12 protein-coding genes are annotated in these 13332 nt (G+C 69.5%); 8 read left to right on the top strand and 4 right to left on the bottom strand.

Features of this window, described 5'->3' with window-relative positions:
• Positions 1-23: 23 nt before the first annotated feature.
• Entirely contained in the window at positions 24-578 is a 555-nt protein-coding gene (locus ACNYS0_RS12855; RefSeq protein WP_422473378.1) for an NADAR family protein, read from the bottom strand.
• Positions 579-804: 226 nt separating this feature from the next.
• Between ACNYS0_RS12855 and ACNYS0_RS12850 the strand changes: the two genes are divergently transcribed.
• The 6 genes from ACNYS0_RS12850 to ACNYS0_RS12825 all read left to right on the top strand — a co-directional run bounded on the left by ACNYS0_RS12850 (position 805) and on the right by ACNYS0_RS12825 (position 8086).
• Positions 805-2355 carry a gamma-aminobutyraldehyde dehydrogenase gene (locus ACNYS0_RS12850; protein ID WP_422473376.1) on the top strand — a complete coding sequence of 517 codons (1551 nt, stop codon included), beginning with the start codon at positions 805-807 and terminating at the stop codon, positions 2353-2355.
• Between the two features lie 55 nt (positions 2356-2410).
• Positions 2411-3673: a polyamine ABC transporter substrate-binding protein gene (locus tag ACNYS0_RS12845; protein WP_422473374.1), complete on the top strand. Its 1263-nt coding sequence runs from the start codon at positions 2411-2413 to the stop codon at positions 3671-3673.
• Between the two features lie 68 nt (positions 3674-3741).
• Positions 3742-4914: an ABC transporter ATP-binding protein gene (locus ACNYS0_RS12840; protein WP_422473372.1), complete on the top strand. Its 1173-nt coding sequence runs from the start codon at positions 3742-3744 to the stop codon at positions 4912-4914.
• Positions 4911-5849 carry an ABC transporter permease gene (locus ACNYS0_RS12835; protein WP_422473370.1) on the top strand — a complete coding sequence of 313 codons (939 nt, stop codon included), beginning with the start codon at positions 4911-4913 and terminating at the stop codon, positions 5847-5849. The genes ACNYS0_RS12840 and ACNYS0_RS12835 overlap by 4 nt, the downstream gene beginning before the upstream one ends.
• Positions 5849-6637 (top strand): ABC transporter permease, encoded by a 789-nt coding sequence (locus tag ACNYS0_RS12830; RefSeq protein ID WP_422410290.1) that lies wholly within the window; start codon positions 5849-5851, stop codon positions 6635-6637. Before ACNYS0_RS12835 ends, ACNYS0_RS12830 begins: the two co-directional genes overlap by 1 nt.
• A gap of 30 nt (positions 6638-6667) precedes the next feature.
• Positions 6668-8086 (top strand): NAD(P)/FAD-dependent oxidoreductase, encoded by a 1419-nt coding sequence (locus ACNYS0_RS12825; RefSeq protein ID WP_422473368.1) that lies wholly within the window; start codon positions 6668-6670, stop codon positions 8084-8086.
• A gap of 21 nt (positions 8087-8107) precedes the next feature.
• Here ACNYS0_RS12825 and ACNYS0_RS12820 read toward each other — a convergent pair whose 3' ends face one another.
• A complete protein-coding gene (locus ACNYS0_RS12820; RefSeq protein ID WP_422473366.1) occupies positions 8108-8479 on the bottom strand; it encodes a nuclear transport factor 2 family protein in 372 nt (123 codons plus the stop codon).
• 168 nt (positions 8480-8647) lie between these two features.
• On the opposite strand from ACNYS0_RS12820, the gene ACNYS0_RS12815 reads away from it, so the two are divergent.
• Both ACNYS0_RS12815 and ACNYS0_RS12810 read left to right on the top strand, forming a co-directional pair.
• Positions 8648-9106 (top strand): bifunctional DNA primase/polymerase, encoded by a 459-nt coding sequence (locus ACNYS0_RS12815; protein WP_422410295.1) that lies wholly within the window; start codon positions 8648-8650, stop codon positions 9104-9106.
• Positions 9107-9207: 101 nt separating this feature from the next.
• A complete protein-coding gene (locus tag ACNYS0_RS12810) occupies positions 9208-11046 on the top strand; it encodes a chitinase (protein ID WP_422473364.1) in 1839 nt (612 codons plus the stop codon).
• On the opposite strand, the gene ACNYS0_RS12805 is transcribed toward ACNYS0_RS12810, so the two are convergent.
• Positions 11000-11431: a phosphatase PAP2 family protein gene (locus ACNYS0_RS12805; protein ID WP_422473362.1), complete on the bottom strand. Its 432-nt coding sequence runs from the start codon at positions 11429-11431 to the stop codon at positions 11000-11002. The two genes, ACNYS0_RS12810 and ACNYS0_RS12805, sit on opposite strands and share 47 nt — an antisense overlap.
• Before the next feature lie 558 nt (positions 11432-11989).
• Entirely contained in the window at positions 11990-13324 is a 1335-nt protein-coding gene (gabT, locus tag ACNYS0_RS12800; RefSeq protein ID WP_422473360.1) for a 4-aminobutyrate--2-oxoglutarate transaminase, read from the bottom strand.
• Positions 13325-13332: the final 8 nt, after the last annotated feature.

The following is a 13332-nucleotide window of genomic DNA, read 5'->3' as shown; positions in this document are numbered from 1 at the left end:
GCTAGTGGGTGAGCAGCCGCGGGCTAGTGGGTGAGCAGCCGCGCTCTCGCCGCCATCAGTGCGAAGCCCAGCAGATTCAGCCCCTGCCACGCCTCCGGGTCCGCGGCGCCCGCATCGTCCGCCGCCATCCCGATGCCCCACACCCGGTCCATCGGACTGGCCTCCACAAGCACCCGGTCGCCCGTCCCGGTCAGGAACTCCCGCAACCGCGGATCCGAGGCGAACTTGTGGACGCTCCCCTCGACGACCACGCCGAAGCGCTCCCGCTCCCACACCGCGCCGTCGAAGCCGCGCACCAGGCGCCCCGCCTTCTTGGCCTCCGCCGGATGTCCCGCGCCGATCGCGCGGCGCTCCGCCTCCGCGTCCCCGAAGAGGCGGGCCTTCTCCGCCATCATCCAGTGCTCCGCCGTCGCGTACTCCACGCCCTCCACCGTGAACGGCGAGGGCCACCACTGGCTGAGGCAGCTCGCCCCGATCGCACCGTCCTTACGCGGTGTGTGCCCCCAGAAGTGCAGGTACTTCACGCTTGTCCCCGCCGCCAGGGCCGTGACCAGTGATTCCCTGCTGTTGATCTCCATACACGGGAGTCTGGCACCCACCACTGACAATCCGTCCTGCGTTTTCCAGGCGGACTCGACACCTGGTCGACAGATTCCGTCGCGTAACCAAAAGGCAACAACGGAATCACTTGTTGGCGCGGGTGTCCTCTGTCAGGATCGGCACTCAAATCGAGCTGGAGCTACGGCTGGAGCTACGTCGGCCCTCGGGACCTGGCCGGCGCAGGAGAAGCGAGAGCGAGCACTCATGCACCACCCCACCTCGGATCACCCCGCCTCGGCCAAGAACGTGGCCGCACTGGCGAAGGAACTCTTCGCGGACGGCGCGAACTTCGTCGCCGGCCGCCTCGTCAAGGGCACGTCCGGCCGCACCCACGCCGTCGTCGACCCGGCCACCGGCGAGGAGGTCCACACGTACGAACTGGCGGGCACCGCCGACGTGGACGCCGCCGTCGCGGCCGCCCGCGCGGCCTTCCCCGGCTGGTCGGGAGCCACGCCCGGCGAGCGGTCCGACGCCATGCACCGGTTCGCCGCCGTGCTCGACGAGAAGGCGGAGGAGTTCGCCCGCCTCGAGTCGTTGCAGTGCGGCAAGCCGCTCAAGCTGAGCCGCGAGTTCGACGTGCCCGGCTCCGTCGACAACGCCGCGTTCTTCGCCGGCGCCGCCCGCCACCTCCAGGGGCAGTCCGCGGGCGAGTACAGCGCCGACCACACCTCGTACGTGCGCCGCGAGCCCATCGGTGTCGTCGGCTCCATCGCGCCGTGGAACTACCCGCTCCAGATGGCCGCCTGGAAGGTGCTCCCCGCCATCGCGGCGGGCAACACGATCGTCCTCAAGCCCGCCGAGCTGACCCCGTTCACCTCGCTGCTCTTCGCGCAGGCCGCGACCGAGGCGGGCCTGCCCGACGGCGTCGTCAACGTCGTCACCGGGGCGGGCAAGGACGTCGGCGAGCACCTCGTCGGCCACCCGGACGTCGCCATGACCTCCTTCACCGGCTCCACGGGCGTCGGCAAGCGGGTCGCCGAGATCGCCACGGCCACCGTGAAGCGGATCCACCTGGAGCTGGGCGGCAAGGCCCCGTTCCTCGTGTTCGACGACGCCGACCTCGACGCCGCCGTGCACGGCGCGGTCGCGGGCGCGCTGATCAACACCGGTCAGGACTGCACCGCCGCCACGCGCGCGTACGTGCAGCGTCCGCTCTACGACGCCTTCGTGGAGAAGACGGCGGCCCTGATGGAGACCGTCAGGCTCGGCGACCCGTTCGCCGAGGACACCGACCTCGGGCCGCTCATCTCGCACGCCCAGCGCGACCGCGTCGCCGCCTTCGTGGACCGGGCACGCGGCTACGCGCGCGTGGTGACCGGTGGCGAGGCCCCCGGCGGCGATCTCGCGGCCGGCGCGTACTACAGGCCGACCCTCATCGCCGACGCCGCGCAGGACAGCGAGGCCGTCCAGTCCGAGATCTTCGGTCCCGTCCTTGTCGTGCTGCCCTTCGACAGCGACGACGAGGGCATCGCGCTCGCCAACGACACCCCGTACGGGCTCGCCGCCTCCGCCTGGTCCACCAATGTGTTCCGTGCGAACCGCGCCACGCGCGAGATCAAGGCGGGCTGCGTGTGGGTCAACGACCACATCCCGATCCTCAGCGAGATGCCGCACGGCGGCTACAAGGCGTCCGGCTTCGGCAAGGACATGTCTGCGTACTCCTTCGACGAGTACACGCAGATCAAGCACGTCATGTTCGACAACACAGCGGTGGTGCGCAAGGACTGGCACCGCACGATCTTCGGGGACCGATAGCAATCAGGCCGCCCCGACCAGCGGCCGCCAACCCTCCCGAAAGGGCAACCAGCGCATGGAGCAGTACGAGCCCGACAGCCTGACGTCCCTCAGTCGGCCCCAACTGGCCGCCATGCAACGCAGCTTCAGGAACGGCAGGGCCGCGATGTCCCGCCGCTCCCTGATGCGGGCCTCGGCGGGCGGCGCGCTCGCCGTCGGCGGACTCGGCGCCCTCACCGGCTGCGGCATCCCGGCGGCGAGCAAGTCCTCGGGCGGCATCTCGTCCGAGGACCACTCGGCCAAGGAGAAGGTGATCAACTTCTCCAACTGGACCGAGTACATCGACATGAGCGACGACGAGAAGCACCGTCCGACGCTCGAGGCCTTCACCAAGCGCACCGGCATCAAGGTCAAGTACACCGAGGACATCAACGACAACGTCGAGTTCTTCGGCAAGATCAAGCCGCAGCTCGCGGCGGGCCAGGACACCGGCCGCGACATCATCATCCTCACCGACTGGCTGGCCGCGCGGCTGATCCGCTACGGCTGGGTGCAGAAGCTCGACCCGGCCAACCTGCCGCACGCGTACACCAACCTCGCCTCCCAGTTCCGCAACCCCGACTGGGACCCGGGCCGCTCCTTTTCCTACCCCTGGCAGGGCATCGCGACGGTCATCGCGTACAACACCAAGGCCACCGGCGGGAAGGAGATCACCTCGGTCTCGCAGCTGCTCGACGACCCCAAACTGAAGGGCCGGGTCGGGCTGCTCTCCGAGATGCGCGACACGATCGGCATGACGCTGATCGACATGGGCAAGGACCCCGCCGACTTCAAGGCCGACGACTTCGACGCGGCGATCGCGCGCGTCCAGAAGGCCGTCGACAGCAAGCAGGTGCGCCGCTTCACCGGCAACGACTACATCTCCGACCTCAGCAAGGGCGACCTCGCGGCCTGCCTCGCCTGGGCCGGGGACGTCGTGCAGCTCCAGGCGGACAACCCGCACGTCAAGTTCGCGATCCCGGACGCCGGTTACATCTCGTCGACCGACAACATGCTGGTCCCCAACAAGGCACGTCACAAGACGAACGCCGAGAAGCTCATGGACTACTACTACGAGCCGGCGGTCGGCGCGGAGCTCGCCGCGTGGATCAACTACGTCTCGCCGCTGGAGACCGGCATCGTCAAGCCGGAACTCGCCAAGATCGACAAGGACGTCGCGAACGACCCGCTGATCGTCCCCGACAAGGAGATGTCGGCGAAGGCGCACGGCTTCCGCTCCCTGACGGCCAAGGAAGAGACGGCGTTCGAGCAGAAGTTCGCCCAGCTCACGGGCGGCTGAAGCACCCCGGCACCTCCTTCGCCCCCGTCCGGCACCGCCCCTGCCCGTACCGACTCCTTGGACTCACCATGACGACCCTCACGACGTCGGAGACCGGCGGAGACGTCCGTCTCTCCGGCATCAGCAAGACGTACGACAACGGCTTCACCGCCGTCCAGCCGCTCGACCTCACCGTGCCCCAGGGCTCGTTCTTCGCGCTGCTCGGCGCCTCCGGCTGCGGGAAGACCACGACGCTCCGCATGATCGCCGGGCTCGAGGACCCGACGACGGGCACGGTGCACCTCGGCGACCAGGACGTGACGTCCCTGCCCCCGTACAAGCGCCCGGTGAACACCGTCTTCCAGTCGTACGCGCTCTTCCCGCACCTCGACATCTACGAGAACGTCGCCTTCGGCCTGCGCCGGCGCGGCATCAAGTCGGTGAAGAAGCAGGTCGAGGAGATGCTCGACCTGGTGCAGCTCGGCGAGCAGATCCGCAAGAAGCCGCAGCAGCTCTCCGGCGGCCAGCAGCAGCGCGTCGCCGTGGCCCGCGCGCTGATCAACCACCCCAAGGTGCTCCTGCTCGACGAGCCGCTCGGCGCCCTCGACCTCAAGCTGCGCCGCCAGATGCAGCTGGAGCTCAAGCGCATCCAGACCGAGGTCGGCATCACGTTCGTGCACGTCACGCACGACCAGGAGGAGGCCATGACGATGGCCGACACCGTGGCCGTGATGAACGCGGGCACCGTCGAGCAGCTCGGCGCCCCCACCGACCTGTACGAGAACCCGGGTTCGACGTTCGTCGCGAACTTCCTCGGCACCTCGAACTTCATCGAGGCCGAGATCGCGGGCCGGGCCGGCGAGGACCTCACCCTCAGGGCGGGCGGCGGAAAGCTCGTCCTGCCCGCCGCCCGCAACTCCGCGCGCACCACCGCGACCGGCGACAAGCTGCTCCTCGGCGTGCGCCCCGAGAAGATCTCGCTCACGCACGCCGACGACGCGGGCGAGATCCCCGACGGGCGCAACCGCATCACCGGGAAGATCGCCGACTCCAGCTTCATCGGCGTCTCCACCCAGTACGTCATCGACAGCCCGCTGTGCGACTCCTTCGAGGTCTACGCGCAGAACATCGAGCGCGACAGCCGCCTCGCGCCCGGCGCGGAGGTCGTCCTGCACTGGAACCCGGCGCACAGCTTCGGGCTCGACGCCGGCCAGGACATCGAGGCCGGCGCGGCCAAGGTCTCGGAGGACGCCGCCGCATGAGCACTGTCACCGACGCGCCACCCATGGCGCCCACGCCGTCCGAGGAACCACCCGCACCGCGCAAGATTCGCAAGCGCGGCCGCCTCGTCCCGTACTGGCTGCTGCTGCCGGGCATCCTGTGGCTGGTCGTCTTCTTCGCCCTGCCGATGGTCTACCAGGCGTCGACCTCGGTGCAGCAGGGGTCGCTCGAAGACGGCTTCAAGGTCACCTGGCACTTCGCGACGTACTGGGACGCACTGTCCGAGTACTACCCGCAGTTCCTGCGCTCGGTCCTGTACGCGGGTCTCGCCACGATCCTGTGCCTGCTGCTCGGCTATCCGCTCGCGTACCTGATCGCGTTCCGCGCCGGCCGCTGGCGCAACTTCATCATGATCCTGGTGATCGCCCCGTTCTTCACCAGCTTCCTGATCCGTACGCTCGCGTGGAAGACGATCCTCGCGGACGGCGGCCCGGTCGTGGGCGCGCTCAACTCGCTGCACGTCCTCGACGTCACGAGCTGGATCGGCATGACCGACGGCAGCAGGGTCCTCGCCACCCCGCTCGCGGTGGTGTGCGGACTCACGTACAACTTCCTGCCGTTCATGATCCTGCCGCTCTACACATCGTTGGAGCGGATCGACGGCCGGCTGCACGAGGCGGCGGGCGATCTGTACGCGTCCCCGGCGACGACGTTCCGCAAGGTGACGTTCCCGCTGTCGATGCCGGGCGTGGTGTCCGGAACGCTGCTGACCTTCATCCCCGCGGCCGGTGACTACGTGAACGCCGACCTGCTCGGCTCCACCGACACCCGCATGGTCGGAAACGTCATCCAGACGCAGTTCCTGCGCATTCTCGACTATCCGACGGCGGCGGCGCTGTCCTTCATCCTCATGGCGGCCATTCTCTGCATGGTCACCTTCTACATCCGTCGTTCCGGGACGGAGGACCTCGTCTGATGCGCTGGCTGCGAAAGAATCTCGTGGTGATGGCGGGCCTGATCACGCTCGGCTATCTCCTGCTCCCGAATCTCGTCGTGACGGTCTTCTCCTTCAACAAGCCGAAGGGCCGCTTCAATTACGAGTGGCGGGAATTCTCGACGGACGCCTGGAAGAACCCGTGCGGCGTCGCCGACATGTGCGGATCGCTCTCGCTGAGCCTCCAGATCGCGCTGTGGGCCACGATCGGCGCGACGGCCCTCGGCACGATGATCGCCTTCGCGCTCGTCCGCTACCGGTTCAGGGCGCGCGGCGCGATCAACTCGCTGATCTTCCTGCCGATGGCGATGCCGGAGGTCGTGATGGCGGCCTCGCTGCTCACGCTCTTCCTCAACATGGGTGCCCAGCTGGGCTTCTGGACGATCCTGATCGCCCACATCATGTTCTGCCTCAGCTTCGTGGTGACGGCGGTGAAGGCGCGCGTGATGTCGATGGACCCGCGCCTGGAGCAGGCGGCGCAGGACCTGTACGCGGGCCCGGTGCAGACCTTCCTGAGGGTCACCCTGCCGATCGCGGCGCCCGGCATCGCGGCGGGCGCGCTGCTCGCCTTCGCGCTCTCCTTCGACGATTTCATCATTACGAACTTCAACGCGGGCTCGACCGTCACGTTCCCCATGTTCGTCTGGGGCTCGGCACAGCGCGGAACGCCCGTTCAGATCAATGTCATCGGTACGGCCATGTTCCTGGTCGCCGTACTGTGTGTGCTGGCTGCAATGACCATCGGTAAGCGCAAGAACAAGGTTTCCTGAACCACTCGCATTTCTGAGGGAGTTGGAATCATGGCCGCACGCGCCATGAATCGCTGGACGAATTCACTCGCCGACGCCAAGCCGGTCGCGTACTGGCTCGACGACCCCGGCAGGCCCGAGGCCCGCGCCGCACTGACCGGCGACGAGACCTGTGACCTCCTGGTCGTCGGCGGCGGCTACAGCGGACTGTGGACCGCACTCATCGCCAAGGAGCGCGACCCCGGACGCGATGTGGTCCTCGTGGAGGGCCGCGAGATCGGCTGGGCCGCCTCCGGGCGCAACGGCGGATTCTGTGCCGCCTCCCTCACGCACGGCACGGCCAACGGGCTCGCCCGCTGGCCGGACGAGATCAAGAAGCTGGAGGAGCTGGGCGCCGCCAACCTCGACGCCATCGAGGCGGCGGTCGCCCGCTACTCCATCGACTGCGACTTCGAGCGCACCGGCGAGCTCGACGTGGCGACGCAGCCCCACCAGGTCGCCGAACTGCGCGAGTTCCACGTCGAGTTGGCCGAGGCCGGGCTCGCGGACGGCGTCGAACTCCTCGACGCGGAGGAGACCCGCGCGCAGGTCGACTCGCCCACGTTCCTCGGGGCGATGTACGACCGGCACGGCGTCGCGATGCTGCACCCGGCGAAGTTGGCGTGGGGCCTCAAGCGTGCCTGCCTCGACCTGGGTGTGCGGATCTACGAGAACACCCCGGCCACGGAGCTGTCCTCGAACGGCGCCGGGGTCGCGGTCCGCACCCCGTACGGCCGGGTCTTCGCCCGGCACGCCGCGCTGGCCACGAACGTCTTCCCTTCGCTGGTCAAGCGGACCCGCGCGTACACGGTCCCGGTGTACGACTACGCGCTGATGACGGAGCCGCTGAGCGCGGAGCAACTGGCCGCGGTCGGCTGGAAGAACCGGCAGGGCCTCGGCGACTCCGCCAACCAGTTCCACTACTTCCGGCTCTCCGCGGACAACCGGATCCTGTGGGGCGGCTACGACGCGATCTACCCGTACGGCGGCCGGGTGCGGGCCGAGCACGACCACCGCCCGGAGACGTACGCGAAGCTGGCAGGGCACTTCTTCACGTGCTTCCCGCAGTTGGAGGGGCTGCGCTTCACGCACGCCTGGGGCGGCGCGATCGACACCTGCTCCCGCTTCTCGGCGTTCTTCGGCACGGCGCACGCCGGCCGGGTGGCGTACGCCGCCGGGTACACGGGCCTCGGTGTCGGCGCGACGCGCTTCGGCGCGGACGTGATGCTGGACCTGCTCTCGGGCGAGCGCACGGAGCGCACGGAGCTCGAGATGGTCCGCAAGAAGCCGCTCCCGTTCCCGCCGGAGCCGTTCGCGGCCACGGGCATCGCGCTCACCAAGTGGTCCCTGGCGCGCGCCGACGAGAACGGTGGCCGCCGCAACCTGTGGCTGAAGGCGATGGACACGGTGGGCCTGGGCTTCGACAGCTAGGGCCTCGGGGGAAGTCGCCGGTCAGGCGCTCTCGTCCGCCGTGAGCGTCCCCTGATGGAAGTACAGCCGCCACCCGGCCTCCGGGTGGCGGCGCCACACCGAACTCCGGTGCGCGCGGCGCCCGTCGTCGTCCGTGTGGAACGTCAGATGGACCACGCCGGGCGCGAGCAGCGTCCCCCGCATCCCCGTGACCCGCACCGGCGGCCCCGGCTCCGCGCCGGTCGCCTCCAGGATCGACTCCCGGCCCCAACGCCGCCCGGACGCGCCGAACTCCACGAACTCCGGGTCGAGCAGCGCCGTCACCTCCGCGTCGGACGCCCGTACGCCGGGGTCGAGCAGCCGAAGCTCCCCGTTGATCGCCGCCTGGATCTGCGCCTTCTCGTCCTCGTACATGCCCTGAGGGTACGAGTGCGCCTGCCTTTGATCACCCGGCGTACGCCCTGGTCGCGCTCGGCTCCGAAAATTCACTACCTTCAGGTAACCGAAGTCGCGTAATGCTCGGACCGCTTCGCCCTCTCGTTCGTGACGATCAACGTCGATCCGAACGAGGAGGGCCCCGTCATGACTGGCTCGGGGGACAAGGCCGCTGTCGAGTGGCTGGTGTCCGTGGCACCGGATCCGGACGCCTGCCGCTGGGAGTGGGAACGCAATCCGCACGGGGTGGCGCTGCTGCCCGCGGGCGAGCGGTGGGACGTGCTGATCCTGCCGGGGGAACTGGGTTATCCGACGCTCGACGTGCTGCGCCGGGTGATCGACAGGCCGGGGCCCGTGCTCGCGGACTTCGGAGCCGCCCGCATGGGCTTCTTCGTGCCCGCGGGCACGGCCGCCCGCTGGCTCGGCACCGGGGTGCGCGCGGTGGGGCGCGGCTCCTGGATCGTGGCGCCGTACCCGGGCAGGCTCGCGGGCGGCGTGCGGTGGCTGGTGCCGCCGGACGGCTCGGGCACGCTCACGGACCCCGCGCTCCTGGAACTCGCGATGCACGAGGCGGCGGCCCAACTGGCAAGGGAGCCGGGGGAGTAGTGGAGGGGCGACGGATGCCCGACCCTTGACAACTCAATTGGTCTGGACCAAGTTGGGCGCGCTCCACCGTGCCCGTTTCCCCGCCACGCCCGGAGGCAGCCATGTCCCGCTCCAGACCCCGCAGACCCCACGGACCTCGCAGGTTCCGGCCGCTCCTCACCAGCCTCACGGCCGCCGCGCTCGCCGCGACCGGCCTCACCGCCCTGTCCACCACCGCGAACGCCGCCGATGTCGACCTCGCCCGCAACGGCGGGTTCGAGTCCGGCATGGACGGCTGGACCTGCTCCTCCAGTACCGGAAGAAACGTCAATTCACCGGTTCACGGCGGAAGTTCGGCGCTCCAGGCGACGCCATCGGGCGCCGACAACGCCCAGTGCGCCCAGACCGTCACCGTCAAGCCCGACTCCACGTACACGCTGTCCGGATACGTCCGCGGCAGCTACGTCTACCTCGGTGCGAGCGGCACCGGCACCACGGACGTGTCGACCTGGACCCCGTCGGCGTCCGACTGGCAGCAGCTCAGGACGACCTTCCGCACCGGCCCCACCACCACCAAGGTCACGATCTACACCCACGGCTGGTACGGCAGCCCCGCCTACACCGCCGACGACCTCTCGCTGCTCGGCCCGGGCACGGAGACCCCGGCGCCGCCCGCCGCGCCCACGGGCCTCAAGACCTCCGCCGTCACCGCGACGAGCGTCGGCCTGTCCTGGTCGGCGGTCCCCGGCGCCACGGGCTACGCGGTGTACCGCAACGGCACGAGGACCCGGACGGTGACCGGCACTTCGGACACGGTCACCGGCCTCGCCCCCACCACCGCGTACAGCTTCCAGGTCACGGCCCTCAACGACGCGGGCGAATCCGCGAAGTCGGCCACGGTCACCGCGACGACGGCCGAAGGTCCCGGCGACTCCGGCTCGTCGGACCTCCCGGCGCACGCCCTCGTCGGCTACCTCCACGCGAGCTTCGCCAACGGCGCCGGCTACACCCGCCTCGCCGACGTCCCCGACAGCTGGGACGTCATCGACCTCGCCTTCGGCGAACCCACCTCGACGACCTCGGGAGACATCCGCTTCGACCGCTGCCCCGCCACCGAGTGCCCGGGCGTCGAAACGGACGCCGAATTCAAGGCCGCCATCAAGGCCAAGCAGGCGGCGGGCAAGAAGGTCCTGATCTCGATCGGCGGCCAGAACGGCCAGGTCCAGCTCACCACCACGGCCGCCCGCGACGCCTTCGTCTCCTCCGTCTCGAAGATCATCGACGAGTACGGCCTCGACGGCCTCGACATCGACTTCGAGGGCCACTCCCTCTCCCTCGACGCCGACGACACCGACTTCAAGAACCCGAAGACCCCGGTGATCGTGAACCTGATCTCGGCGGTGAAGAGCCTCAAGGCCAAGTACGGCGAGAAGTTCGTCCTGACCATGGCGCCGGAGACGTTCTTCGTCCAGCTCGGCTACCAGTACTACGGCACCGGCAAATGGGGCGGCCAGGACCCGCGCGCGGGGGCGTACCTCCCGGTCATCCACGCGCTGCGCGACGACCTGACGCTGCTCCACGTCCAGGACTACAACTCCGGCTCGATCATGGGCCTCGACAACCAGTACCACTCCATGGGCGGCGCCGACTTCCACATCGCCATGACCGACATGCTGCTCACCGGATTCCCGGTCGCGGGCGACGCGAACAACGTCTTCCCGCCGCTGCGCCCCGACCAGATCGCGATCGGCATGCCGGCCTCCACCCAGGCGGGCAACGGCTACGTGTCCCCGGCCGAGACCAACAAGGCCCTCGACTGCCTCACCAAGAAGACCGACTGCGGCTCGTACGCGACCCACGGCACCTGGCCCGCACTGCGCGGCCTGATGACGTGGTCGGTGAACTGGGACCGCTTCAACAATTGGGCGTTCCAGAAGAACTTCGACGCCTACTTCGGCTGACCGCGTACGCCGCCGCGGACAGCAGCAGCACCGCCAGGCACCAGCTCCCCACCACGTCCGCCGGCCAGTGATACCCCTGCCGTACGAGTCCCAGGCCCACGGCCGCGTTCAGCAGGACGCAGCCGTGGGCCAGTCGGCGTGAACGCAGCAGCAGGACGCACAGTCCGTACGCGACCGCGGCCGTCGCCGCGTGGCCCGACGGGTAGAAGCCGGTGGCCGGGGCCATGGGCGGCGGGCCGGGCCGGTCGATGAGGGCCTGGAGCGGGGCCACCAGGGTGGGGACCAGGGACATCGTGACGGCCGCGACGATCACGGGGAGCCAGGTCCGGGTGCGCCAGGTGACGTACGCGAGGGTCACGGCGAGGACCGGGAGGGCGACCGCCATGTTGCCGAGGTCGGCGAGGAATTCGGCGGGGCCCGAGGGGATCGCACTGGTGCGGATCGTGTCGCCGAGGCGCTCGTCGTACGCGAGGAGGGGGCCGTCGGAGGCGACCTGCCAGGTGAGCGCGGCGAAGAGAAGCGCTGCGAAGAGGAGGAGAAAGATGGTCGGCCGGTTCGGAACAGGGGGGGTAGTTCCGAACCGGCCGAACTGGCCGGCGTATCGCGCGCCCCGGGGGGTTTGGGGCGAGCGACCGTCCGACCGGTGAGGAGTTCCGGAGCCGGAAGCTCCGGGTGTGTGCGCGAGGGCACGACCAGGGCGAAGCTGGGGAGGCCTCGACCCGGTACCGTCCGCAGTCACCTGCGGGCGGGGTGTTTCTCTCATCTGCAGAAACCGTACGGCAGGGGCTGAGGGTGCGACACCCGGTTGGGCAACATCCCATGGGCCTCGCACACCTTCTTCACACGGCCCGACCGTCGTCGCAGGTCACGGAATTGTCGCGGTCCGCGTCGTCACGATCGGGCGGTGTGGCTCCTGTTGCCGGAGCGGCCTTCCGGGGGTCGCTCAGAGCGCGGCGAAGGCGTTCTCGATGATGTCGAGGCCCTCGTTCAGGAGGTCCTGGCCGATGACGAGCGGCGGCAGGAAACGCAGCACGTTGCCGTAGGTGCCGCAGGTGAGGACGAGCAGGCCCTCGGCGTGGCAGGCCTTGGCGAGGGCGGCGGTGGCCTCCGGGTGCGGCTCCTTGGTCGCCGGGTCCTTGACGAGCTCGACGGCGATCATGCCGCCGCGGCCGCGGATGTCGCCGATGACCGGGAACTTCTCCTGCATCGCCGACAGGCGCGACTTCATCGTCGTCTCGATCTCCTTCGCCTTGGCGTTGAGGTCGAGCTCCTTCATCGTCTCGATGGCGCCGAGCGCACCGGCGCAGGCCACCGGGTTGCCGCCGTAGGTGCCGCCGAGGCCGCCCGCGTGCGCGGCGTCCATGATCTCGGCCTTGCCGGTCACCGCGGCGAGCGGGAGGCCGCCCGCGATGCCCTTGGCGGTCGTGATCAGGTCCGGGACGATGCCCTCGTCCTCGCAGGCGAACCACTGTCCGGTACGGCAGAAGCCGGACTGGATCTCGTCCGCGACAAAGACGATGCCGTTGTCGGCGGCAAACTGGCGGATCGCGGGGAGGAAGCCCTTGGCCGGCTCGATGAAGCCGCCCTCGCCGAGCACCGGCTCGATGATGATCGCGGCGACGTTGTCCGCGCCGACCTGCTTGGAGATCTGGTCGATGGCCTGCTTCGCGGCCTCGGGTCCTGCGTTCTCCTCGCCGGTCGGCCAGCGGTAGCCGTACGCGAGCGGGGCGCGGTAGACCTCGGGGGCGAACGGGCCGAAGCCGTGCTTGTACGGCATGTTCTTCGCGGTCAGCGCCATCGTCAGGTTCGTCCGGCCGTGGTAGCCGTGGTCGAAGACGACGACCGCCTGGCGCTTGGTGTAGGCGCGGGCGATCTTGACGGCGTTCTCGACGGCCTCGGCGCCGGAGTTGAAGAGCGCGCTCTTCTTCTCGTGGTCGCCCGGCGTCAGCTCCGCGAGGGCCTCGGCGACGGCGACGTAGCTCTCGTACGGCGTGACCATGAAACAGGTGTGGGTGAAGTCCTGAAGCTGCGCGGAGGCGCGGCGGACCACGGCCTCGGCGGAGGCGCCCACCGAGGTCACGGCGATGCCGGAACCGAAGTCGATGAGGCGGTTCCCGTCGACGTCCTCGATGATGCCGCGGTCCACCTTGGCGGTGAACACCGGCAGCGTGGAGCCCACGCCCGCGGCGACGACCGCGGTGCGGCGGGCCTGAAGCTCCTGCGACTTCGGGCCGGGGATGGCGGTGACGACGCGGCGCTCCTGCGGGATGTCGCTCATGCGGGACT

Origin of the sequence: Streptomyces anthophorae (assembly GCF_049310305.1) — a bacterium.
Classification (GTDB): Bacteria; Actinomycetota; Actinomycetes; order Streptomycetales; family Streptomycetaceae; genus Streptomyces.
The sequence above is the reverse complement of the archived record's forward strand: the minus strand, read 5'-3'. Positions and strand labels throughout refer to the sequence as shown.

Coding starts and splice junctions, on each gene's coding strand:
- gabT (WP_422473360.1), bottom strand. CDS start 13,324: ATGAGCGACATCCCGCAGGAGCGCCGCGTCGTCACCGCCATCCCCGGC.
- ACNYS0_RS12845 (WP_422473374.1), top strand. CDS start 2,411: ATGGAGCAGTACGAGCCCGACAGCCTGACGTCCCTCAGTCGGCCCCAA.
- ACNYS0_RS12815 (WP_422410295.1), top strand. CDS start 8,648: ATGACTGGCTCGGGGGACAAGGCCGCTGTCGAGTGGCTGGTGTCCGTG.
- ACNYS0_RS12840 (WP_422473372.1), top strand. CDS start 3,742: ATGACGACCCTCACGACGTCGGAGACCGGCGGAGACGTCCGTCTCTCC.
- ACNYS0_RS12835 (WP_422473370.1), top strand. CDS start 4,911: ATGAGCACTGTCACCGACGCGCCACCCATGGCGCCCACGCCGTCCGAG.
- ACNYS0_RS12830 (WP_422410290.1), top strand. CDS start 5,849: ATGCGCTGGCTGCGAAAGAATCTCGTGGTGATGGCGGGCCTGATCACG.
- ACNYS0_RS12810 (WP_422473364.1), top strand. CDS start 9,208: ATGTCCCGCTCCAGACCCCGCAGACCCCACGGACCTCGCAGGTTCCGG.
- ACNYS0_RS12855 (WP_422473378.1), bottom strand. CDS start 578: ATGGAGATCAACAGCAGGGAATCACTGGTCACGGCCCTGGCGGCGGGG.
- ACNYS0_RS12850 (WP_422473376.1), top strand. CDS start 805: ATGCACCACCCCACCTCGGATCACCCCGCCTCGGCCAAGAACGTGGCC.
- ACNYS0_RS12820 (WP_422473366.1), bottom strand. CDS start 8,479: ATGTACGAGGACGAGAAGGCGCAGATCCAGGCGGCGATCAACGGGGAG.
- ACNYS0_RS12825 (WP_422473368.1), top strand. CDS start 6,668: ATGGCCGCACGCGCCATGAATCGCTGGACGAATTCACTCGCCGACGCC.
- ACNYS0_RS12805 (WP_422473362.1), bottom strand. CDS start 11,431: ATGGCGGTCGCCCTCCCGGTCCTCGCCGTGACCCTCGCGTACGTCACC.